This window comes from Wenjunlia tyrosinilytica, from assembly GCF_014646055.1.
Lineage (GTDB): Bacteria > Actinomycetota > Actinomycetes > Streptomycetales > Streptomycetaceae > Wenjunlia > Wenjunlia tyrosinilytica.
On record NZ_BMMS01000004.1, the window covers coordinates 261,435 to 284,206 of the forward strand.

Genomic DNA, 22,772 nt, shown 5'->3' on the forward strand with positions numbered 1-22,772 from the left:
CTGTGGGACTTGCTTCCGGTCCTCCCGACGGGAGGCGCGCAGCATCGGCGCTCAACCGAGCAACTGGAACAGTGTGCCATACCGGCTGCGCCTACCGCCAATCGGGGCGGAGCAGGGTACCCCACGCAGGTACGGGTCAACCCCCGGGTTCACGCGCGGTGGCGGCCGGCGACCGACCGGACTCGGAGTTCGCAGGCGCAACCGGCCCACCTCCCACGCACAGCACCGTGCGACGCCGGCCGAGCGGCGGCGTCGTTCCTCGCGACCAGCATGAAATTCGAGCTCTCCGGCCGCTGCCACAGAAGGGAGCGAACGCCATGACGATCGCCCCGGATCACGCGGAGTGCGATGCCCTGCGCTACCCGGCCATGCGGGACATCGTCGAGCGCATGCGGGAGGGCGTTCCCGGCAAGCTGGAGATCACCAAGGAAGGGATCGTTCACGACATGATCTCGCCCGGGCGGCCGCACGAGCTGACCGCCGCCCGTATCAGCCGCCGCCTGGAGAAGGTCATGCCGGACGGGCTGCTGGCCCACACCGGAACGCCCGACGTGGAGGACATGCACGAGGGCGTGATGCGGCACCCGGACATCATGGTGATCGCCGAGGCGGACATGGAGGTGAGGGTTCCTTCGACCCGCGCACCCTCATCGCCGCCATCGAAGTGGTGTCGCGGTCCAACCCCGACAACGACTGGTCGGGGAAGACACGGGACTATCCGCTGCTGGGCATCCCCCTCTACGTGATTTTCGATCCGCGCACGGGCGAGGGGGCCGTACTCTCCGACATCCACCCCACCCCGGGCGGACCCCGTTACGCGACCCGGAAGGACTTCGTGTACGGCGAGGGCATCACGATCGGCGAGTGGACGATCTCCACCGAGAACCTTCCCCGCTACCCCTAGCCGGTCACGACACACGCAAGGGCCCGCACGACCGAGTCGTGCGGGCCCCCTCGCTGGGTGCTCCTAGGAGCGCCGGGTCACTTGAGGATCTTGGTGACCTGACCGGCGCCGACAGTCCGGCCACCCTCACGGATGGCGAACTTCAGGCCCTCCTCCATGGCGATGGGCTGGATCAGCTCAACGGTCATGGCGGTGTTGTCGCCCGGCATGACCATCTCGGTGCCCTCGGGGAGGGTCACCACGCCGGTCACGTCCGTGGTACGGAAGTAGAACTGCGGGCGGTAGTTGTTGAAGAACGGGGTGTGGCGACCGCCCTCGTCCTTCGACAGGATGTAGGCCTGGGCCTCGAAGTCGGTGTGCGGCGTGACCGAACCCGGCTTGATGATGACCTGGCCGCGCTCGACGTCCTCGCGCTTGATACCGCGCAGGAGCAGACCGACGTTCTCACCGGCCTGGCCCTCGTCGAGCAGCTTGCGGAACATCTCGATGCCGGTGACCGTGGTGGTGGTCTTCTCCTGCTTGATGCCCACGATGTCGACGGTCTCGTTGACCTTGAGCACACCGCGCTCGATACGACCGGTCACGACGGTGCCGCGGCCGGTGATCGTGAAGACGTCCTCGATCGGCATGAGGAACGGCTTGTCGATGTCACGCTCGGGGGTGGGGATGGCCTCGTCGACCTGGTGCATCAGGCCGACCAGCTTCTCGCCCCACTCCTTGTCGCCCTCGAGCGCCTTCAGCGCCGAGACGCGCACGACCGGGATGTCGTCGCCCGGGTACTCGTACTCGGAGAGCAGCTCGCGGACCTCGAGCTCGACGAGCTCCAGGATCTCCTCGTCGTCCACCATGTCGGCCTTGTTCAGCGCGACGACGATGGACGGAACGCCGACCTGGCGGGCCAGGAGCACGTGCTCCTTGGTCTGCGGCATCGGGCCGTCGGTCGCGGCGACCACCAGGATCGCGCCGTCCATCTGGGCGGCACCGGTGATCATGTTCTTGATGTAGTCGGCGTGACCGGGGCAGTCGACGTGCGCGTAGTGACGCGACTCGGTCTGGTACTCGACGTGCGCGATAGAGATGGTGATACCGCGCTGCCGCTCCTCCGGCGCCTTGTCGATCTGGTCGAACGGCGTGAAGGGGTTCAGCTCCGGGTACGCGTCGTGCAGCACCTTGGTGATCGCCGCGGTAAGGGTCGTCTTACCGTGGTCGATGTGACCGATGGTGCCGATGTTGACGTGCGGCTTAGTCCGCTCGAACTTCGCCTTCGCCACTGGGGTCCTCCTGTGGAGTGGTTCTGTACGCCGTACGACGTCAGGTGGTCTTCACCGAACCGGCCAGGACCCCGAGGGGGATGCCCTTGGCCGCTTCGCTTATTGGGGGCCGGCTACCGGGACCCCGCCGCACGTCGCGTGCGATGTGCGGCGGTTTGTCCCGAGCCTTGAGCTCCAGCCTAAAGCCTGAGCAACGTTGTGTTACTCGCCCTTGGCCTTCGCGATGATCTCCTCCGCGACGTTGCGCGGAACCTCGGCGTAGGAGTCGAACTGCATCGAGTAGCTGGCCCGACCCGAGGTCTTGCTGCGGAGGTCGCCGACGTAGCCGAACATCTCCGACAGCGGAACGAGGGCCTTGACGACCCTGGCGCCGTGACGCTCCTCCATGGCCTGGATCTGGCCGCGGCGGGAGTTCAAGTCGCCGATGACGTCGCCCATGTAGTCATCGGGCGTGGTCACCTCGACGGCCATCATCGGCTCGAGCAGAGCCGGGCTGGCCTTGCGAGCACCCTCCTTGAACGCCATGGAACCGGCGATCTTGAAGGCGAGCTCGGAGGAGTCCACCTCGTGGTAGGCGCCGTCGAGCAGCGTGACGCGGACACCCACGAGGGGGTAGCCGGCGAGCACGCCGAACTCCATGGCTTCCTGGCAGCCGGCGTCCACCGAGGGGATGTACTCGCGGGGGATGCGGCCACCAGTGACCTTGTTCACGAACTCGTAGTTGCCGTCGCCGCCCTCGAGCGGCTCCACGGCGATCTGCACCTTCGCGAACTGACCGGAGCCACCGGTCTGCTTCTTGTGCGTGTAGTCGATCCGCTCGACCGCCTTGCGGATGGTCTCGCGGTACGCCACCTGCGGCTTACCGACGTTGGCCTCGACCTTGAACTCGCGCTTCATACGGTCGACCAGCACGTCGAGGTGCAGCTCGCCCATACCCGCGATGATGGTCTGGCCGGTCTCCTCGTCGGTGTGGACCTGGAAGGACGGGTCCTCCTCCGCGAGGCGCTGGATGGCGACGCCCAACTTCTCCTGGTCGCCCTTGGACTTCGGCTCGATGGCCACCTGGATGACCGGGGCCGGGAAGTTCATGGACTCGAGGATGATCTGGTTCGACGCGTCGCACAGCGTCTCACCGGTGGTGGTGTCCTTCAGACCCATGACGGCGACGATGTCACCGGCACCCACGCTGGCGATCTCCTCACGCTTGTTCGCGTGCATGCGGTAGATCTTGCCGATCCGCTCCTTGCGGCCCTTGACCGAGTTCAGCACCTGGGTGCCGGACTCGAGGACGCCGGAGTAGACGCGCAGGTAGGTGAGACGGCCCAGGTGCGGGTCGCTCATGATCTTGAAGGCGAGGGCCGAGAAGGGCTCCTCGTTGCTCGGCTTGCGGGTGAGCACCGTCTCCTCGTCGCCGACCTTGTGGCCTTCGACGGCCTCGATGTCGAGCGGGGAGGGCAGGTAGCGCACGACCGCGTCGAGCAGGGGCTGGACACCCTTGTTCTTGAACGCGGTGCCGCAGAAGACCGGGGTGACGTGGCGGCCGATGGTGGCGCGGCGGATGGCCGCGATCAGCTGCTCCTCGGTGGGCTCGGTGCCCTCGAGGTACAGCTCCATCATCTCCTCGTCGGCCTCGGCGATGGTCTCCAGGAGCTTGTCGCGGTACTCCTGGGCGGCCTCGGTGTGCGTGGCCGGGATGTCGACGACGTCGTACATCTCGCCCTTGGCGGCCTCGGCGGACCAGACCAGGCCCTTCATGGCGACCAGGTCCACGACGCCCTTGAAGTCGGCCTCGGCACCGATCGGCAGCTGCATGACCAGCGGGGTCGCACCCAGGCGGTCGACGATCATGTCGACGCAGCGGTGGAACTCCGCACCGGTGCGGTCCAGCTTGTTCACGAAGCAGATGCGGGGAACGCCGTAGCGGTCGGCCTGGCGCCACACCGTCTCGGACTGCGGCTCCACACCGGCGACGCCGTCGAACACCGTCACGGCACCGTCGAGCACGCGCAGCGAGCGCTCCACCTCGACGGTGAAGTCGACATGGCCCGGGGTGTCGATGATGTTGATGGTGTGGTCGACGTCTTCGAGCGACCAGTGACAGGTCGTCGCGGCCGACGTGATCGTGATGCCGCGCTCCTGCTCCTGCTCCATCCAGTCCATCGTGGCGGCGCCCTCGTGGACCTCACCGATCTTGTACGTCACACCGGTGTAGAACAGGATGCGCTCGGTGGTGGTGGTCTTGCCCGCGTCGATGTGGGCCATGATCCCGATGTTGCGGACCCTGGCCAGGTCAACAGAAGTGGTGGCCATATGGCTCAGTCTTCTCTCGGTTCTCGTCGTTGCGGGGGTCGACTACCAGCGGTAGTGCGCGAAGGCCTTGTTGGACTCGGCCATCTTGTGGGTGTCCTCGCGGCGCTTGACCGCGGCACCCAGACCGTTCGAGGCGTCCATGAGCTCGTTCATGAGGCGCTCGGTCATCGTCTTCTCGCGGCGGGCGCGGGAGTAGCCCACGATCCAGCGCAGCGCGAGGGTGGTGGAACGGCCCGGACGGACCTCGACCGGCACCTGGTAGGTCGCGCCACCGACACGGCGGGAGCGGACCTCGAGGGTCGGCTTGACGTTCTCCAGGGCGCGCTTGAGCGTGATGACCGGGTCATTGCCGGTCTTCTCACGCAGGCCCTCGAGGGCGCCGTAGACGATCCGCTCGGCGGTGGAGCGCTTGCCGTTCAGCAGGATCTTGTTGACCAGCGAGGTGACCAGGGGGGAGTTGTAGACCGGGTCGACAATGACCGGGCGCTTCGGGGCAGGGCCCTTACGAGGCATTCTTACTTCTCCTTCTTGGCGCCGTAGCGGCTGCGGGCCTGCTTGCGGTTCTTGACACCCTGGGTGTCGAGCGAACCACGGATGATCTTGTAACGAACACCCGGCAGGTCCTTAACACGGCCGCCGCGCACGAGCACGATGGAGTGCTCCTGCAGGTTGTGGCCCTCGCCCGGGATGTAGGCGGTGACCTCGATCCCGCTGGTCAGGCGGACACGAGCGACCTTGCGAAGCGCCGAGTTCGGCTTCTTCGGGGTGGTCGTGTACACACGCGTGCAGACGCCGCGGCGCTGGGGGGAACCCTTCAGCGCGGGCGTCTTGTTCTTCTCGACCTTGTCCTGCCGGCCCTTTCGGACCAGCTGCTGGATCGTAGGCACCGCTTCTCCGTTTTCTGTGTGCCAAGTCTGATGTAGCTAACCTGGGGCGCACCAGCGCAACCTCCCGACCCACGAGGTCGGGCGTGTCGGATGCTCTGCAGTGGTCCCGCCGTTTGGAGGACGTGCGGAATTCTCGGTGTCCCGCGCCGCTCACATCGCTGTCACATGGAAATGTCCGCGACGGCACGCACAGGAACCCGGGGACACCCCAGGCACAAGGACAGAGCGTACCTAGCGCATCGGCTCAGGTCAAAACAACTGGGCGCGCGCAAGGGGCACCGGCCATCACACGAGCTCAGCCGTGCTAAGGCGTGCTCACGGCGGCCACCATCCCGACCATCAGCAACACGATGGCGACACCGAAAGCGATGCCCAGCCACCCCAGCACCAGCCCCGCCGTGGCGAGCCCGTCACCCTCCTCGTTGCTCGTCCTGAGCTGCGACTTCGCCAGGTGGCCGAGGATCACGGCCGGGATCGCGGACACCCCGGTGAAGGGCACGGCGATACCGCAGATCAACGAGGCCAGCGCATAGGAGTTGGTCGGCCTCGGGGGCGGCGGCAGGAAGGTCGCGGGCACCGGCGCCACCGGTCCCACGAACTGGCCGGGAACGGGGCCCTGCGGGAGGTCGGCCACGAGCATGTTCAGCTCGCCGTAGGTTGCGGCCGAGTAGGCGCGCCCCATGCGCTGCTCGTACTCGGGCTTGTTGAGGCGGCCCTCCGCGTACGCGGCCTTGAGCACGTCGACAGCGCGCTCGCGGTCCGCGTGGGAAGCCCGCATCACCGACTGACCCGACTGTTGCCATGGCTGCAGTGCCGTCACCGCACACCTCCCCGTTCCGCGACATCCTTCTCCATAGTGAAGGACGCGGCGGGCTGGCGCTGCAGTTGCGGGAATACGAAAACGAGGGCGGCCCACCCCTCGGGGTGAGCCGCCCTCGTTTTTGAGCCATCCACACGTCAGCCGTTGTAAGGACCGTAGTCGTAGTCCTCCAGCGGAACGGCCTGGCCGGAGCCGGTGCCGAACGGCGAGTAGTCGATGTCGTCGTAGCCGACGGCCGAGTACATCGCGGCCTTCGCCTCCTCGGTCGGCTCGACCCGGATGTTGCGGTAGCGGGGCAGGCCCGTACCGGCCGGGATGAGCTTGCCGATGATGACGTTCTCCTTCAGGCCCAGCAGCGGGTCCGACTTGGCGTGGATCGCCGCGTCGGTGAGCACCCGGGTGGTCTCCTGGAAGGAGGCCGCCGACAGCCAGGACTCGGTCGCCAGCGACGCCTTGGTGATACCCATCAGCTGCGGACGGCCGGAGGCCGGCTGACCGCCCTCCTGGACCACACGGCGGTTCTCCGCCTCGAAGCGCGAGCGCTCCACGAGTTCGCCCGGCAGGAGCTCGGCGTCGCCGGACTCGATGATCGTCACACGGCGCAGCATCTGCCGGATGATGATCTCGATGTGCTTGTCGTGGATCGACACACCCTGATTGTTGTAGACCTTCTGGACCTCGCCGACCAGGTGGACCTGGACGGCGCGCTGGCCGAGGATCCGCAGGACGTCGTGCGGGTTCTCCGTGCCGACGGTCAGCTTCTGGCCGACCTCGACGTGGTCGCCCTCGCCGACGAGCAGGCGCGCGCGCTTGCTGACGCCGTAGGCGATCTCGTCCGAGCCGTCGTCCGGAGTGATGACGATCTTTCGGGTCTTCTCGGTCTCCTCGATCCGCACGCGGCCGGCCGCCTCGCTGATCGGGGCCACACCCTTGGGGGTACGGGCCTCGAAGAGCTCGACGACACGCGGCAGACCCTGGGTGATGTCGTCACCGGCCACACCGCCGGTGTGGAAGGTACGCATCGTCAGCTGGGTGCCGGGCTCACCGATGGACTGAGCCGCGATGATGCCGACGGCCTCGCCGATGTCCACCAGCTTGCCGGTGGCCAGGGAGCGGCCGTAGCACATGGCGCAGGTACCGACGGCGGACTCGCAGGTCAGGATCGAACGCGTCTTGACCTGGGAGACACCGTGCCGGACGAGCTCGTCGATGAGCACGTCACCGAGGTCGACGTTGGCCGGCGCGATGACCTTGCCGTCGATGACGACGTCCTCGGCGAGCATGCGCGCGTACACGCTGGTCTCGACGTTGTCGGTCTTGCGCAACACACCGTCGGCGCCCACGGTCGCGATGTCCAGCTTGAGGCCGCGGTCGGTGCCGCAGTCCTCCTCGCGGATGATCACGTCCTGGGAGACGTCCACGAGACGACGGGTCAGGTAACCCGAGTCGGCGGTACGCAGAGCGGTGTCGGCCAGACCCTTACGGGCACCGTGCGTGGAGATGAAGTACTCCAGCACGGTCAGGCCCTCGCGGAAGGACGCCTTGATCGGACGCGGGATCGTCTCGTTCTTGGCGTTGGACACCAGGCCGCGCATACCGGCGATCTGGCGCATCTGCATCATGTTTCCGCGGGCGCCCGAGTCGACCATCATGAAGATCGGGTTCGTCTTCGGGAAGTTCGCGTTCATCGCCTCGGCGACCTCGTTGGTCGCCTTGGTCCAGATCGCGATCAGCTCCTGCTGACGCTCGGTCTTCGTGATCAGGCCGCGCTCGTACTGCTTCTGGACCTTCTCGTCCTGCGCCTCGTAGCCCTCGAGGATCTGCTTCTTGGTCGGGGGCACGACGACGTCGGTGATGGCGATGGTGACACCGGAGCGGGTGGCCCAGTGGAAACCGGCCGCCTTGAGGTTGTCCAGCGTCGCCGCCACGGCGACCTTGGGGTAGCGCTCCGCCAGGTCGTTGACGATCTCCGAGAGCTGCTTCTTACCCACGGAGTAGTCGACGAACGGGTAGTCCTCGGGCAGCAGCTCGTTGAAGAGCGCGCGGCCCAGGGACGTGGTCAGGCGGAACGGGTCGCCCGGCTGCCACTCGGTGCCGCCGTCCTCGGTGCGCGGCGGGGTCCAGCCGCGCGGCGGGACGGTACCGGCCGGCAGGCGCAGGTCGATCTTGGCCTGAAGGTCCAGCTCACGGGCGTCGAAGGCCATGATGGCCTCGGCGACCGAGGCGAACGAGCGGCCCGCGCCCTTGACCTCGCGCTCCTCCTCGTCGGTGGTGAGGAAGAACAGGCCGAGCACCATGTCCTGGGTGGGCATGGTCACCGGACGGCCGTCGGCGGGCTTCAGGATGTTGTTCGAGGACAGCATCAGGATGCGTGCCTCGGCCTGGGCCTCGGCCGACAGCGGCAGGTGGACGGCCATCTGGTCACCGTCGAAGTCCGCGTTGAACGCGGTGCAGACCAGCGGGTGGATCTGGATGGCCTTGCCCTCGACCAGCTGCGGCTCGAAGGCCTGGATGCCGAGGCGGTGCAGCGTCGGCGCGCGGTTCAGCAGAACCGGGTGCTCGGCGATGACCTCTTCGAGGACGTCCCACACCACCGGGCGGGCACGCTCGACCATGCGCTTGGCCGACTTGATGTTCTGCGCGTGGTTGAGGTCCACCAGGCGCTTCATCACGAACGGCTTGAACAGCTCCAGCGCCATGGCCTTCGGCAGACCGCACTGGTGCAGCTTGAGCTGCGGGCCGACGACGATCACGGAACGGGCCGAGTAGTCGACGCGCTTGCCCAGCAGGTTCTGGCGGAAGCGGCCCTGCTTGCCCTTGAGCATGTCGGACAGCGACTTCAGCGGACGGTTGCCGGGGCCCGTGACCGGGCGGCCGCGGCGGCCGTTGTCGAACAGCGCGTCGACGGCCTCCTGCAGCATCCGCTTCTCGTTGTTCACGATGATCTCGGGGGCACCGAGGTCGAGGAGACGCTTGAGGCGGTTGTTGCGGTTGATGACGCGGCGGTACAGGTCGTTCAGGTCGGAGGTCGCGAAGCGGCCACCGTCCAGCTGCACCATCGGACGCAGGTCCGGCGGGATCACCGGGACGCAGTCCAGCACCATGCCGTTGGGGCTGTTGCGGGTCTGCAGGAACGCCGAGACGACCTTGAGGCGCTTGAGCGCACGGGTCTTCTTCTGGCCCTTGCCGGTCCGGATGATCTCGCGGAGCTTCTCGGCCTCCTCGTCGAGGTCGAACGACTCCAGGCGCTTCTGCAGGGCAGCCGCGCCCATGCCGCCGGAGAAGTACGTGCCGAAGCGGTCGCGCAGCTCGCGGTAGAGCAGCTCGTCGCCCTCGAGGTCCTGGACCTTGAGGGACTTGAAGCGGCTCCACACCTCGTCGAGGCGGTCGATCTCGCGCTGGGCGCGGTCACGCAGCTGCTTCATCTCGCGCTCGGCACCCTCGCGCACCTTGCGGCGCACGTCGGCCTTGGCGCCCTCGGCCTCGAGCTCGGCCAGGTCGGCTTCCAGCTTCTTCTGGCGCGTCTCGACGTCCACGTCGCGGCGCTGCTCGACCTGCTGGCGCTCCACCTGGATCTGCGCCTCGAGGGAGGGCAGGTCACGGGTGCGGCGCTCCTCGTCCACCCACGTGATCATGTAGGCGGCGAAGTAGATGACCTTCTCGAGGTCCTTCGGGGCGAGGTCGAGCAGGTAGCCCAGACGCGACGGGACGCCCTTGAAGTACCAGATGTGGGTCACGGGGGCGGCGAGCTCGATGTGGCCCATCCGCTCACGGCGCACCTTGGCGCGGGTCACCTCGACGCCGCAGCGCTCACAGATGATGCCCTTGAAGCGGACACGCTTGTACTTGCCGCAGTAGCACTCCCAGTCCCGGGTGGGGCCGAAGATCTTCTCGCAGAAGAGCCCGTCCTTTTCCGGCTTCAGGGTGCGGTAGTTGATGGTCTCCGGCTTCTTCACTTCGCCGTGGGACCAGGTGCGGATGTCGTCGGCGGTGGCGAGGCCAATTCGCAGCTCGTCGAAGAAGTTGACGTCGAGCACTTGTCGTCAATCCCTCTTTCGGGGTTTGTCGCCGCTGCCCGGCGGGGCGGTGTCGGGCAGTTGCTGAGTCTTCAGGGTGTCTGACGGGTCCCCTGTGGCTTTGCGGCCAACCAGGACCTGGGACCCTCCTCGCCCGGAGGCGGACCAGGAGGGATGGCCGTCGGGGTGGCCGGCCGGGTCGGTAGGGCCCGGCCGGCCGACTCCCGTCAGACCTCTTCGACGCTGCTCGGCTCGCGCCGGGACAGGTCGATACCGAGCTCCTCCGCAGCGCGGAAGACGTCCTCGTCGGTGTCGCGCATCTCGATCGACATGCCGTCGCTGGACAGCACCTCGACGTTGAGGCAGAGCGACTGCATCTCCTTGATGAGCACCTTGAAGGACTCGGGGATGCCGGGCTCCGGGATGTTCTCGCCCTTGACGATGGCCTCGTAGACCTTCACGCGGCCGAGAACGTCGTCGGACTTGATGGTGAGGAGCTCCTGGAGCGCGTAGGCCGCGCCGTAGGCCTCGAGGGCCCACACCTCCATCTCGCCGAAGCGCTGACCACCGAACTGCGCCTTACCACCCAGCGGCTGCTGGGTGATCATCGAGTACGGACCGGTGGAACGGGCGTGCAGCTTGTCGTCCACCAGGTGGTGCAGCTTCAGGATGTACATGTAGCCGACCGAGATCGGCTCCGGGAACGGCTCGCCGGAGCGGCCGTCGAAGAGCCGCGCCTTGCCGGACGGCAGCACCATGCGGTTGCCGTCGCGGTTCGGGATCGTCGACTCGAACAGACCGGTGATCTCGTCCTCGCGGGCGCCGTCGAACACCGGGGTGGCGACGTTGGTGCCGGGGGCGACCTCGTCGGCGCCGATGGTCTGGAGGCGCTGCTTCCAGTCCTGGTCGTCGCCCTCGACCTTCCAGCCGGTCTTGGCCAGCCAGCCGAGGTGGGTCTCCAGAACCTGTCCGGGGTTCATTCGCGACGGGACACCCAGCGGGTTGAGCACGATGTCGACCGGGGTGCCGTCCTCGAGGAACGGCATGTCCTCGACGGGCAGGATCTTGGAGATGACGCCCTTGTTGCCGTGGCGGCCGGCGAGCTTGTCACCATCGGTGATCTTGCGCTTCTGGGCCACGTAGACGCGCACGAGCTGGTTGACGCCCGGGGGCAGCTCGTCGCCCTCCTCACGGTCGAAGACGCGCACGCCGATGACCTTGCCGGTCTCGCCGTGGGGCACCTTCAGCGAGGTGTCGCGGACCTCGCGCGCCTTCTCACCGAAGATCGCGCGGAGCAGCCGCTCCTCGGGGGTGAGCTCGGTCTCGCCCTTGGGCGTGACCTTGCCGACCAGGATGTCGCCCGCGACGACCTCGGCACCGATGCGGATGATGCCGCGCTCGTCGAGGTCGGCGAGGACCTCCTCGGAGACGTTGGGGATGTCCCGGGTGATCTCCTCGGGGCCCAGCTTGGTGTCACGGGCGTCGACCTCGTGCTCCTCGATGTGGATCGAGGACAGGACGTCGTCCTGCACGAGGCGCTGCGACAGGATGATCGCGTCCTCGTAGTTGTGGCCCTCCCACGGCATGAAGGCCACCAGGAGGTTCTTGCCGAGCGCCATCTCGCCCTCGTCGGTGCACGGCCCGTCCGCGAGGACCTGGCCGGCGACGACGCGGGCGCCCTCGTCCACGAGCACCTTCTGGTTGAAGGAGGTGCCCTGGTTCGAGCGCGTGAACTTGGCGACGCGGTAGGTGGTGTACGTGCCGTCGTCGTTGGCGACGGTGATGTAGTCCGCGGAGACCTCCTGGACCACACCGTCCTTCTCGGCGGCGATCACGTCGGCGGCGTCGACCGCGCAGCGGTACTCCATACCGGTGCCGACCAGCGGCGCCTCCGCCTTGATCAGCGGAACGGCCTGGCGCATCATGTTCGATCCCATGAGCGCGCGGTTGGCGTCGTCGTGCTCGAGGAACGGGATCATGGCGGTCGCGACCGACACCATCTGGCGCGGCGAGACGTCCATGTAGTCGACCTCGGTGCCCGGGATGTAGTCGATCTCGCCACCGCGGCGGCGGACCAGGACACGGGCCTCGGCGAAGGTGTCGTCGTCGGTCAGCGGGGCGTTGGCCTGCGCGATGACGAAGCGGTCCTCCTCGTCGGCGGTCAGGAAGTCGACGTCCTCGGTGACGACACCGTTCACGACCTTGCGGTACGGGGTCTCGACGAAGCCGAAGGCGTTGACCCGGCCATACGAGGCCAGCGAGCCGATCAGACCGATGTTCGGGCCTTCCGGCGTCTCGATCGGGCACATGCGGCCGTAGTGCGACGGGTGCACGTCACGGACCTCGAAGCCCGCCCGCTCACGGCTCAGACCGCCCGGGCCCAGCGCCGACAGGCGGCGCTTGTGGGTCAGACCCGACAGCGGGTTGGTCTGGTCCATGAACTGGGACAGCTGGCTGGTGCCGAAGAACTCCTTGATGGAGGCGACGACCGGCCGGATGTTGATCAGGGTCTGCGGCGTGATCGCCTCGACGTCCTGGGTGGTCATCCGCTCGCGGACGACGCGCTCCATGCGGGCCAGGCCCGTGCGGACCTGGTTCTGGATGAGCTCGCCGACGTTGCGCAGACGACGGTTGCCGAAGTGGTCGATGTCGTCGGTCTCGACGACGATCGTCGTGCCGTTCTCGCCCTGGGTCTCGGTCTCGCCGGCGTGCAGCTTGACCAGGTACTTGATCGTGGCGATGACGTCCTCGACGGTCAGCACGCCGGAGTCCAGCGGCTGGTCGATGCCGAGCTTCTTGTTCACCTTGTAGCGGCCGACCTTCGCGAGGTCGTAGCGCTTGGGGTTGAAGTAGAGGTTCTCGAGCAGCGTCTGCGCGGCCTCACGGGTCGGGGGCTCGCCCGGACGCAGCTTGCGGTAGATGTCGAGCAGCGCGTCGTCCTGGCCCTGGGTGTGGTCCTTCTCCAGGGTGGCGCGCATGGACTCGTACTCGCCGAACTCCTCGAGGATCTGGTCCACGGTCCAGCCGAGGGCCTTGAGGAGGACGGTCACGGACTGCTTGCGCTTGCGGTCGATGCGGACACCGACCATGTCGCGCTTGTCCACCTCGAGCTCCAGCCAGGCACCCCGGGACGGGATGACCTTGGCGGAGAAGACGTCCTTGTCGGAGGTCTTGTCGATGTTGCTGTCGAAGTAGACACCCGGCGAGCGCACCAGCTGGGACACCACGACACGCTCGGTGCCGTTGATGATGAAGGTGCCCTTGTTGGTCATGAGCGGGAAGTCGCCCATGAAGACCGTCTGGGACTTGATCTCGCCGGTCTCGTTGTTGGTGAACTCGGCGGTGACGAAGAGCGGGGCCGCGTACGTGAAGTCGCGCTCCTTGCACTCGTCGATCGAGTTCTTCGGGGGCTCGAATCGGTGGTCGCGGAAGGTCAGCGACATCGACCCGGAGAAGTCCTCGATCGGGGAGATCTCCTCGAAGATCTCCTCGAGGCCGGACTTGGTGGGGACGTCGACTCCGCTCTCCAGGGCCGCGTCGACCCGCGCCTTCCAGGCGGCATTGCCGAGCAGCCAGTCGAAGCTCTCGGTCTGCAGCGCGAGGAGGTTCGGTACCTCGAGGGGCTCCCGGATCTTTGCAAATGAGATGCGCAGCGGGGCGGTGCTGGCGCCGTTGTTCGTATTGGCAGTCGAGGCGTTGCGCGAGGCGGCCAAGAGGGGGTCCTTCCGAGGGCTCGGACTCACTACGCGCGTACCGGCCCCTCTCCCGGGCACGGGGAACAAACCCTGAGGTCAGGGTCGGTCCGGCTCTTGCTCGGGTTTGGGTGAGCTCCTGGTGACGGGCCAGGAAGCGGTTAACAGGCAGCGCAAAGGGACAGTGTAGCCATTAGGCACACTGCTGTCCAGAGCCGTGATTCGGAGACCGAATCTTCGCCCCCTCTTCCTTGCCAGGCCCGGGCCTCGGATCCGGGCTTGAACCAGGTCTGCGCTTGTCGCAAGGCATTCCCACCTCGGCCACGATCCATGCCTGCCGGGCCGGATCGATGTGACGACGCGTCCTGAGAATTGCGCGCTGCGTGCGGTTCGTCAAGGCCCAGCCTCTGCGGAGATCTTCACAGGGCCTGCCCGAACCGGCGGTGATCACCATACCCGCGAGGACCGTCAACGTCCGGCAGGGCGGCCTCCCGCCGCGCCGGGGGCCGGGGGCGCACACCCCCGACAGGACACTGTTTTCCTGCGGATTCCCCCCGAAAGAAGGCAGGAAAAAGCCGAGGACGGCCACCCTCAGGGGTGACCGTCCTCGGCCGGATGCACCACGCGGTGCGGGGCGCATCGAGCCCTCTGGCGAGGGTGGGGTGCTACTTGACCTCGACGCTGGCGCCGGCGGCCTCGAGGGCGGCCTTGGCCTTGTCCGCGGCCTCCTTGTTGACCTTCTCCAGGAGCGGCTTCGGGGCGCCGTCCACGAGGTCCTTGGCCTCCTTCAGGCCGAGGGAGGTCAGCGCGCGGACCTCCTTGATGACCTGGATCTTCTTGTCGCCCGCACCGGTGAGGATGACGTCGAACTCGTCCTTCTCCTCCTCGGCCGGGGCGGCGGCCGCACCGGCGCCACCGGCGGCGGCGACGGCGACGGGGGCGGCGGCCTCGACGTCGAACTTCTCCTCGAAGGCCTTCACGAACTCGGACAGCTCGATGAGGGTCATCTCACCGAAGACCTCGAGCAGCTCGTCGTTGCTGAGCTTCGCCATTGTGGCGATCCTTCCACTAATTCGGCTGGTGCCGGGTGTACATTGCGGCGGGCGTACGGGCCCGCTGGGCCGGACGTCGAGCAGTGACTACTCGGCGGAATCGGCCTCGGCGGGAGCCGGCGTACCGGCACCGCCCTGCTCGGCCTGCTTGGCGCGAAGGGCGTCCGCGGTGCGGACGAACTTCGACAGCGGGGCCTGGAAGGTCGCCGCGGCCTTGGCCATCGACGCCTTCATGCCACCGGCCAGCTTGGCGAGCAGCACCTCGCGGGACTCGAGGTCCGCGAGCTTCTTGATCTCGTCGGCGGACAGCGCCTTGCCGTCAAGGACACCGCCCTTGATGACGAGTGCGGGGTTGTCCTTGGCGAAGTCGCGCAGACCCTTCGCCGCCTCGACCGGGTCACCGGTCACGAAGGCGACGGCCGACGGACCCTGGAACAGGTCGTCGAGCGTGCTGATCCCGGCCTCGTTGGCCGCGATCTTGGTCAGCGTGTTCTTCACCACGGCGTACTGGGCGTTCTCACCGAGCGAACGGCGCAGCTGCTTGAGCTGAGCCACGGTGAGACCGCGGTACTCGGTCAGCACGGCGGCGTTGGAGCTGCGGAACTTGTCCGTCAGCTCGGCAACCGCGGCAGACTTGTCGGGCCTCGCCATGAGCCTCGGCCTCCTTCCGGGTGATGCGATCCTGGACCGGCCTTTCGGCCGGACCGCCTTCGCCGGACCGCCCACGTCGGGCTAGGAAGAGCTCTGCTCATGCGAAACGCCCCGGCGCAGGCGCACGGGGCGTGGCTCGACCGCGTCCACTCCTGACGGAGGGCACAACGGGAGATCGACCTCATTCACCTGCGCAGGCCGTCCGCAGCAGCGGATTCCTTCGGCCACCGCCCTCCCACCGAAGTGGACAGGCGGCAACGACCAGCGGTCTTTGGCTTCGGGGACACGGTACGCGAACGGCGCTCGCACAGGCAAATCGGGCTCCGGCTCCCCCGGCCGGCCCGGCTCCCCGTCTGCCAGGGCCCGCGGCCCCCGGCCCGGAGGAGTCCTCGGGGCCGGGGCGGGAAGCCCGGCTGTGCGTGGGGCCGTGCATGGGGCCGGGGCGTGGCCCGTGGGCCCGTGCAGGGGCCTAGCCGGCCTGCTGGTTCACCAGCTTCTTGAAGTCGATGGTGTCGGAGCTCTGCGGCACCTGGACGTCCACCTGGGTCCCGTAGTCGGTGTAGAAGCAGGTGACCTTCATCTTGCCCTGCGGGGTGTCCGCGGCCTCGATCTTCTTCACCAGCAGGTCGTCACCGTTGACCCACACATCGATGCGCTCGGTGGTCACACCGCTCTGCTCGAGCTGCTTCTTGAAGGCGTCGAGCTGCTCCTTCGACAGTGTCCTGGAGGACTTCTCGGTGAAGTCCGCGACGTCGATGGTGCCGGTGTAGTGGGTGGTGTCGTCGCTGCCGATCTTCTCGCTGCCGACCTTCTTCACATCCCCCGAGGCCAGGAGCATACGAACCGACTGCGTGGGGTTGTTGTGCTGCAGCTGGTCCTTCATGACGTCGCCCGACGCCCCCGCGTAGGCGGCGAGGTCGTCGTAGTCGTATTTCAGCCAGTGCTTGCCCTGCGCCTTCTCCGCGAAGCTCGGGCCCATGTTCACGTACATCGCGTCCGGCGTGTACCGGGCCAGCATCTTGCCGTCGCCGCCCAGCTTCTCGAGGGCGCCGCCCTTCTGCTGCATGGTGAGGTTGCCGGTCAGCTGGTGCGACCAGTCGAGCGCGCCGTCCATCGTCATCGACGTGGTCCCCATGACCATCGAGCCGGTGACCTTCGAGGAGTTCGCCTGCTCGGTACGGCTCTCCACCCGCTGGAGGGCCGCGAGCGACACCTTGGAGCCCGAGGAGGACGACTGCCCGGAGCCGTCCGAGCCCTTGTCCTGGCGGGACCCGCCGGTGCTGCTCTGGGAAGCCTTGGCCTTGCCCTCGGCGGCCCCGCCGCCCGAGTCGCACGCCGCGACACCCGTCAGCGCCGCCGCGGCGGCCAGAGCCGCGCAGGCACGGCGCAAGTTCGTCCTGTGCATGTAATCCCCCTCATGGCAAAGGAGCTTGAAATGTAGCCCATGGGTCCCACGCGGTGGCGGCCAGGCGGTCGGCCGAGGGGTGGACCCGCGCCGTCCTCGGCGGACACAACACATCCCAAGACGCAGAAAGACCGGGCCCCGTTCCCGAAGAAGGGAACGGGGGCCGGTCCGGAGCCCGGGTCGTCAGACCGAGGCTTCCTCCTCGACGAGGAGGTTGCGCGTGCGGTTCGGGTCGACCTGGATGCCGGGGCCCATCGTGGTGCTGATGGCGGCCTTCTTGATGTAGCGCCCCTTGGCGGCGGACGGCTTCAGACGAAGGATCTCCTCCAGCGCCGCCGCGTAGTTCTCGACCAGCTGCTGCTCACCGAACGACGACTTGCCGATGATGAAGTGCAGGTTCGAGTGCTTGTCGACGCGGAACTCGATCTTGCCGCCCTTGATCTCGGTCACGGCCTTGGCCACGTCCGGGGTCACGGTGCCGGTCTTCGGGTTCGGCATCAGGCCACGGGGACCGAGCACGCGGCCGAGGCGGCCGACCTTGCCCATGAGGTCCGGGGTGGCGACGACCGCGTCGAAGTCGAGGCGGCCCTTGGCGACCTCGTCGATCAGTTCGTCGGAGCCGACGATGTCGGCGCCCGCGGCTTCCGCGGCCGCAGCACGGTCACCGGTCGCGAAGACCAGGACCCGGGCGGTCTTGCCGGTGCCGTGCGGAAGGTTCACGGTGCCGCGGACCATCTGGTCGGCCTTGCGCGGGTCGACGCCCAGACGCATGGCGACCTCGACGGTCGAGTCGAACTTGGTCGTGGAGGTCTCCTTGGCGAGACGGACGGCCTCGAGCGGGGCGTACAGGCGCTCCCGCTCGACCTTGGCGTCCGCAGCGCGGAGGGACTTGCTGCGCTTCACTGCTGCTCCTAATGACGGTTCATCGCGGCTCACGCCGCGTGAGGAGTCGTGGTACGGGCCGCGCCGGCCCTTCCACGGAAGGTTCCGAGGCCGATCAGCCCTCGACCGTGACACCCATGGAACGGGCGGTGCCGGCGATGATCTTCTCGGCGGCGTCGAGGTCGTTGGCGTTGAGGTCGGCCATCTTGGTGCTGGCGATCTCGCGGACCTGGTCGCGCGTGATCTTGGCGACCTTCTTCACGTGGGGCTCGCCGGAGCCCTTGTCCACGCCGGCGGCCTTGAGGATCAGCTTGGCGGCGGGCGGAGTCTTGGTGACGAAGGTGAAGGAGCGGTCCTCGTAGACCGTGATCTCCACCGGCACGACCATGCCGCGCTGCGACTCGGTCGCGGCGTTGTAGGCCTTGCAGAACTCCATGATGTTGACGCCGTGCTGGCCCAGCGCGGGGCCGACCGGCGGCGCCGGGTTCGCGGCGCCCGCGTTGATCTGGAGCTTGATGAGCCCCGTGACCTTCTTCTTCTTGGGAGGCATGCTCTCTCCGGGTCCTAGTGAGAGGTGATCCGCCCCCTGATCCGGTCATCCGGATGGAGGCATACCGCACCACGATAACGGGTACAGCGGTGCGGCCAGAAACCGACGAGGTCGGACCGCCTCCCGCGAGCGGGAGGCGGTCCCGTGCGAGAGCCCGTCCGACCTGGTCGGAAGCGTATGGTCCGGCCGACCGGTTCCGCCGACCGGTCAGGTCGGCCAGTTCTTCCGGGATCCAGTTCTTCCGGATCTAGTTCTTCTGGATCTAGTTCTTCTGGATCTAGTTCTTCTGGATCTGGTCGAAGGAGAGCTCGACCGGGGTCTCCCGGCCGAAGATCTCGACCAGGCCCTTGACCTTCTTCGAGTCGGCGTTGATCTCGTTGATCGTCGCCTGGAGGGTGGCGAAGGGGCCGTCGGTGACCGTGACGGAGTCGCCGACCTCGAAGTCCAGCACCTGGACCTCGACCTTGCGGCTGGGAGCCGCCGCACCGCCCTCGGCGGCGGCGGCCGCCGCGGCCTGCTCCTCGATCTCCGGCGCCAGCATCTTGACGACCTCGTCCAGCGTCAGCGGGTACGGGTCGTAGGCGTTGCCGACGAAGCCGGTGACACCGGGGGTGTTGCGGACGACGCCCCAGGACTCGTTGGTCAGCTCCATGCGGACCAGCACATAGCCGGGCAGCTTGTTCTGGCGGACGGTCCTGCGGTCGCCGTTCTTGATCTGGACGACCTCTTCCTGCGGCACCTCGGCCTGGAAGATGTAGTCCTCCATGTTCAGCGAGACGGCGCGGGTCTCCAGGTTGGACTTCACGCGGTTCTCGTAGCCGGCGTAGGTGTGGATGACGTACCACTCGCCGGGCTTGAGGCGCAGCTCCTCGCGGAACGCGGTGACCGGGTCCAGCGCGGGCTCCGCCTCCGCCTCGGACTCGTCCTCGCCGGACTCGCCGTCCTCGGCCTCGCGGGCGTCCTCGGCGCTGTCCCCCGACTCGGCGTCCTCGGTGGCGTCCGCCGCCTCGGCGGCCTCGACCTGGGCTTCCGCAGCACCGTCCTGCTCGGGGGACGCAGCCTGCTCCGCAGCGTCGTCGGCCGTCGTCTCCGCTGTCTCCTCGCCCTTGGCGGGCTCGGTGACGTCGTACAGGTTCGGGTCAGACACGGTGGCTGCTTCTTCCTGAATTCAATGGGTGGAACCAGTGCGGGGGCAAGGCATGGCCGCCCGGACCGCCAGGTGACAGCCGGATCAGCCGAAGACCTGCTCGATCAGCTTGCTGAAACCCAAGTCAATCACGGACACGAGCGCGATCATCACGACGACGAAGACGATGACCACCGTCGTGTACGTGATGAGGTCGGACCGCTTGGGCCAGACGACCTTGCGAAGCTCGGCGATGACCTGGCGGTAGAACGTGGCAAGGCGGGCCAGGGGGCCCTTCTTCTTGCGCTTGCCGCCGCGACGTGACTGGCTGGCCTCGTCCTCGGGCCGACCGCGCTCAGGCGTCGCGGTGGAGCCAAGGGCTTCCGTCACTCGTCCTCACCTGAATCCGGTCGTGCCGCTGCGCGCCTGTCAGGGCCGCACGGCGATGCATGCTTCTCACCATATATGGGCGCACGCACCGTGATGAAGATGCGTGTAGCAGGGCAAGAGGGACTCGAACCCCCAACCGCTGGTTTTGGAGACCAGTGCTCTACCAATTGAGCTATTGCCCTTTGAGGAGTCCCCTCAACCTACCGCATCCGAACGGCTGCTATGCGCTAGCAGGCGTGCTTCATCCGCTGGGGGCCACCGACGCATGAGTGTACGTGGTCCATGCCTCCGTGGTCTAACGAGCTGCGGAAGCGTCCCCTGCGCCGTCGTTTCACCCGTGGGGTGACCACCGCTTGAAACCGCTGTGCCGCGCCCCCGGAGCGTCTGCGACGATGGCAGTCATGACGGCTGCAACTCCCTCCCAGTCCCCCGCCGACCGCAGGGTCTCGGCCCGCGTCGGTTCGATCTCCGAGTCCGCGACCCTCGCCGTGGACGCCAAGGCCAAGGCGCTGAAGGCGGCCGGGCGGCCGGTCATCGGCTTCGGCGCGGGCGAGCCCGACTTCCCGACGCCGGACTACATCGTCGAGGCGGCGGCCAAGGCCTGCCACGACCCGAAGTACCACCGCTACACCCCGGCCGGCGGCCTGCCCGAGCTCAAGGCCGCCATCGCCGCCAAGACGCTGCGCGACTCCGGCTACGAGATCGACCCCTCGCAGGTCCTGGTGACCAACGGCGGCAAGCAGGCGATCTACGAGGCCTTCGCGGCCATCCTCGACCCGGGTGACGAGGTCATCGTCCCGGCGCCGTACTGGACCACGTACCCCGAGTCCATCCGTCTGGCCGGCGGTGTGCCGGTGGACGTGGTGGCGGACGAGACCACTGGCTACCGGGTCACCGTCGAGCAGCTCGAGGCGGCGCGCACCGAGCGCACCAAGGTCCTGCTCTTCGTCTCGCCCTCGAACCCCACCGGGGCCGTGTACTCGCTCGAGCAGGCGGCCGAGATCGGCCGCTGGGCCGCCGAGCACGGGCTGTGGGTGCTCACGGACGAGATCTACGAGCACCTGGTCTACGGCGACGCGACGTTCACCTCGCTGCCGGTGCTGGTGCCGGAGCTGGCCGACAAGTGCGTCGTGGTCAACGGTGTCGCCAAGACCTACGCGATGACCGGCTGGCGCGTGGGGTGGCTGATCGGCCCCAAGGACGTCGTCAAGGCCGCGACCAACCTCCAGTCGCACGCCACGTCCAACGTGAGCAACGTCGCACAGGTCGCGGCCCTCGCCGCCGTCTCCGGCGACCTCGAGGCCGTCGAGGAGATGAAGAAGGCGTTCGACCGGCGCCGTCGCACCATCGTGCGGATGCTGAACGAGATCCCCGGTGTGAACTGCCCCGAGCCTGAGGGCGCGTTCTACGCCTACCCGTCCGTGAAGGGTCTGCTGGGCAAGGAGATCCGCGGCAAGCGCCCGGCCAGTTCGGTGGAGCTCGCCGAGCTCATCCTGGAGGAGGCCGAGGTCGCGGTCGTTCCGGGTGAGGCGTTCGGCACACCCGGCTACCTGCGCCTGTCCTACGCGCTCGGCGACGAGGACCTGGTCGAGGGCGTCTCCCGGCTGCAGAAGCTGCTGGGTGAGGCCGTCTGACCCCGCCCGTCGCGAAAATCACGGGCGGACCCCGGCGTCGGCGCCGGGGTCCGCTCGTGATTTCGGGCAACGCCCCTTTGGGGAAAGCGGGTACCGGCGCACCGCCGGGATGCGGCAAGATCTGGGAATGGAAGAACGTGCACGTGACGTACGCCTGTTGCCGAAGGCCCACCTGCATCTGCACTTCACCGGCTCGATGCGCCCGGCCACGCTGCTGGAGCTGGCCGACAAGTACGGGGTCCATCTGCCGGACGCCCTGAAGTCCGCGGAGCCGCCGAAGCTGCGGGCGACGGACGAACGCGGCTGGTTCCGCTTCCAGCGCCTGTACGACATGGCCCGGTCCGTGCTGCGCTCGCCGGAGGACATCCGGCGGCTGGTGCGCGAGGCGGCCGAGGAGGACGCGGCCGACGGCTCGGGCTGGCTGGAGATCCAGGTGGACCCGACCTCGTACGCCCCGCGGCTGGGCGGGCTGATCCCGACCATGGAGGTCATCCTCGACGCCGTGCACTCGGCGTCGAGGGAGACCGGCATCGGTATGGCCGTGGTCGTGGCGGCGAACCGGATGAAGCACCCGCTGGACGCCCGCACCCTGGCCCGCCTCGCCGTCCGTTTCAAGGACCAGGGCGTCGTCGGCTTCGGCCTGTCCAACGACGAGCGCCGGGGCTTCGCGCGTGATTTCGACCGCGCCTTCGCCATCGCCCGGCACGGCGGCCTGCTCGCCGCCCCGCACGGCGGGGAGCTGTCCGGGCCCAGCAGTGTCCGCGACTGCCTGGACGACCTGCACGCCACCCGGATCGGCCACGGGGTGCGCGCGGCCGAGGACCCCAGGCTCCTGCGCAAACTCGCCGAGCGCGGGGTGACCTGCGAGGTCTGCCCGTCGTCGAACGTCGCGCTGGGTGTCTACGAGAAGCCCGAGGCCGTTCCGCTGCGCACGCTGTTCGACGCGGGGGTGCCGATGGCGCTGGGCGCGGACGACCCGCTGCTGTTCGGCTCACGCCTGGCGGCCCAGTACCGGCTGGTACGGGAGTCGCACGGCTTCAGCGACGAGGAACTCGCGGAGCTGGCCCGTCAGTCGGTGCGCGCGTCGGTGGCGCCGCAGGACGTGCAGGAGAAGCTGCTGAGCGGGGTCGACGAGTGGCTGGCGGCTGAGCCCGCCTGAGCGGTCGGACCCCGCCGCTGTCG

At 67.8% G+C, this 22,772-nt stretch carries 16 protein-coding genes, 1 tRNA gene and 1 pseudogene; 3 read left to right on the top strand and 15 right to left on the bottom strand.

The features are described 5' to 3' along the window. The first annotated feature begins 317 nt into the window (after nucleotides 1-317). Nucleotides 318-904, top strand: a pseudogene (locus tag IEY86_RS06665) (Uma2 family endonuclease). A 77-nt stretch (nucleotides 905-981) separates the two neighbouring features. Here IEY86_RS06665 and tuf read toward each other — a convergent pair. From tuf to IEY86_RS06740, 15 genes are all read right to left on the bottom strand, one after another. Beyond that, on the bottom strand, nucleotides 982-2,175 hold the full coding sequence (gene tuf, locus IEY86_RS06670; RefSeq protein WP_189130573.1) for an elongation factor Tu: 1,194 nt from the start codon (nucleotides 2,173-2,175) through the stop codon (nucleotides 982-984). Nucleotides 2,176-2,376: 201 nt separating this feature from the next. Beyond that, nucleotides 2,377-4,485: an elongation factor G gene (gene fusA / locus IEY86_RS06675; RefSeq protein WP_189130574.1), complete on the bottom strand. Its 2,109-nt coding sequence runs from the start codon at nucleotides 4,483-4,485 to the stop codon at nucleotides 2,377-2,379. Nucleotides 4,486-4,527: 42 nt separating this feature from the next. After that, nucleotides 4,528-4,998: a 30S ribosomal protein S7 gene (rpsG, locus tag IEY86_RS06680; RefSeq protein ID WP_189130575.1), complete on the bottom strand. Its 471-nt coding sequence runs from the start codon at nucleotides 4,996-4,998 to the stop codon at nucleotides 4,528-4,530. A 2-nt stretch (nucleotides 4,999-5,000) separates the two neighbouring features. Next, nucleotides 5,001-5,372 (bottom strand): 30S ribosomal protein S12, encoded by a 372-nt coding sequence (rpsL, locus tag IEY86_RS06685; protein WP_014144289.1) that lies wholly within the window; start codon nucleotides 5,370-5,372, stop codon nucleotides 5,001-5,003. Between the two features lie 304 nt (nucleotides 5,373-5,676). After that, entirely contained in the window at nucleotides 5,677-6,150 is a 474-nt protein-coding gene (locus IEY86_RS06690) for a DUF1707 and DUF4190 domain-containing protein (RefSeq protein ID WP_189130637.1), read from the bottom strand. A 179-nt stretch (nucleotides 6,151-6,329) separates the two neighbouring features. Beyond that, nucleotides 6,330-10,229, bottom strand: coding sequence for a DNA-directed RNA polymerase subunit beta' (locus tag IEY86_RS06695; RefSeq protein WP_189130576.1), 3,900 nt, complete (start codon nucleotides 10,227-10,229; stop codon nucleotides 6,330-6,332). A 206-nt stretch (nucleotides 10,230-10,435) separates the two neighbouring features. Further along, on the bottom strand, nucleotides 10,436-13,921 hold the full coding sequence (gene rpoB / locus IEY86_RS06700) for a DNA-directed RNA polymerase subunit beta (protein ID WP_189130577.1): 3,486 nt from the start codon (nucleotides 13,919-13,921) through the stop codon (nucleotides 10,436-10,438). Between the two features lie 644 nt (nucleotides 13,922-14,565). Then, nucleotides 14,566-14,952, bottom strand: a complete 387-nt coding sequence (gene rplL / locus IEY86_RS06705; RefSeq protein ID WP_189130578.1) for a 50S ribosomal protein L7/L12 — start codon at nucleotides 14,950-14,952, stop codon at nucleotides 14,566-14,568. A gap of 87 nt (nucleotides 14,953-15,039) precedes the next feature. Further along, nucleotides 15,040-15,603, bottom strand: coding sequence for a 50S ribosomal protein L10 (gene rplJ, locus IEY86_RS06710; RefSeq protein WP_189130579.1), 564 nt, complete (start codon nucleotides 15,601-15,603; stop codon nucleotides 15,040-15,042). Nucleotides 15,604-16,072: 469 nt separating this feature from the next. Beyond that, the gene (locus tag IEY86_RS06715) at nucleotides 16,073-17,008 is read right to left on the bottom strand and encodes an SCO4651 family lipoprotein (protein WP_189130580.1); all 936 of its coding nucleotides are present in this window, start codon (nucleotides 17,006-17,008) and stop codon (nucleotides 16,073-16,075) included. A gap of 183 nt (nucleotides 17,009-17,191) precedes the next feature. Then, nucleotides 17,192-17,911 (bottom strand): 50S ribosomal protein L1, encoded by a 720-nt coding sequence (rplA, locus tag IEY86_RS06720; protein WP_189130581.1) that lies wholly within the window; start codon nucleotides 17,909-17,911, stop codon nucleotides 17,192-17,194. Between the two features lie 94 nt (nucleotides 17,912-18,005). Continuing rightward, nucleotides 18,006-18,440: a 50S ribosomal protein L11 gene (rplK, locus tag IEY86_RS06725; RefSeq protein WP_189130582.1), complete on the bottom strand. Its 435-nt coding sequence runs from the start codon at nucleotides 18,438-18,440 to the stop codon at nucleotides 18,006-18,008. Nucleotides 18,441-18,717: 277 nt separating this feature from the next. Next, a complete protein-coding gene (gene nusG / locus IEY86_RS06730) occupies nucleotides 18,718-19,587 on the bottom strand; it encodes a transcription termination/antitermination protein NusG (RefSeq protein ID WP_189130583.1) in 870 nt (289 codons plus the stop codon). 84 nt (nucleotides 19,588-19,671) lie between these two features. Then, entirely contained in the window at nucleotides 19,672-19,956 is a 285-nt protein-coding gene (secE, locus tag IEY86_RS06735) for a preprotein translocase subunit SecE (RefSeq protein WP_189130584.1), read from the bottom strand. 109 nt (nucleotides 19,957-20,065) lie between these two features. Continuing rightward, nucleotides 20,066-20,138 (bottom strand) — tRNA-Trp (locus tag IEY86_RS06740). A 219-nt stretch (nucleotides 20,139-20,357) separates the two neighbouring features. Between IEY86_RS06740 and IEY86_RS06745 the strand changes: the two genes are divergently transcribed. Beyond that, nucleotides 20,358-21,590, top strand: a complete 1,233-nt coding sequence (locus IEY86_RS06745; RefSeq protein ID WP_189130585.1) for a pyridoxal phosphate-dependent aminotransferase — start codon at nucleotides 20,358-20,360, stop codon at nucleotides 21,588-21,590. A gap of 109 nt (nucleotides 21,591-21,699) precedes the next feature. Continuing rightward, a complete protein-coding gene (locus tag IEY86_RS06750; RefSeq protein WP_189130586.1) occupies nucleotides 21,700-22,749 on the top strand; it encodes an adenosine deaminase in 1,050 nt (349 codons plus the stop codon). Nucleotides 22,750-22,772 lie beyond the last annotated feature (23 nt).

What these genes read in the sequence shown, in the direction of transcription:
- fusA (WP_189130574.1), bottom strand. Translation starts at nt 4,485, where the DNA reads ATGGCCACCACTTCTGTTGACCTGGCCAGGGTCCGCAACATCGGGATC.
- rpsG (WP_189130575.1), bottom strand. Translation starts at nt 4,998, where the DNA reads ATGCCTCGTAAGGGCCCTGCCCCGAAGCGCCCGGTCATTGTCGACCCG.
- IEY86_RS06690 (WP_189130637.1), bottom strand. Translation starts at nt 6,150, where the DNA reads ATGCGGGCTTCCCACGCGGACCGCGAGCGCGCTGTCGACGTGCTCAAG.
- rplL (WP_189130578.1), bottom strand. Translation starts at nt 14,952, where the DNA reads ATGGCGAAGCTCAGCAACGACGAGCTGCTCGAGGTCTTCGGTGAGATG.
- rplJ (WP_189130579.1), bottom strand. Translation starts at nt 15,603, where the DNA reads ATGGCGAGGCCCGACAAGTCTGCCGCGGTTGCCGAGCTGACGGACAAG.
- IEY86_RS06715 (WP_189130580.1), bottom strand. Translation starts at nt 17,008, where the DNA reads ATGCACAGGACGAACTTGCGCCGTGCCTGCGCGGCTCTGGCCGCCGCG.
- rplK (WP_189130582.1), bottom strand. Translation starts at nt 18,440, where the DNA reads ATGCCTCCCAAGAAGAAGAAGGTCACGGGGCTCATCAAGCTCCAGATC.
- IEY86_RS06745 (WP_189130585.1), top strand. Translation starts at nt 20,358, where the DNA reads ATGACGGCTGCAACTCCCTCCCAGTCCCCCGCCGACCGCAGGGTCTCG.
- IEY86_RS06750 (WP_189130586.1), top strand. Translation starts at nt 21,700, where the DNA reads ATGCGGCAAGATCTGGGAATGGAAGAACGTGCACGTGACGTACGCCTG.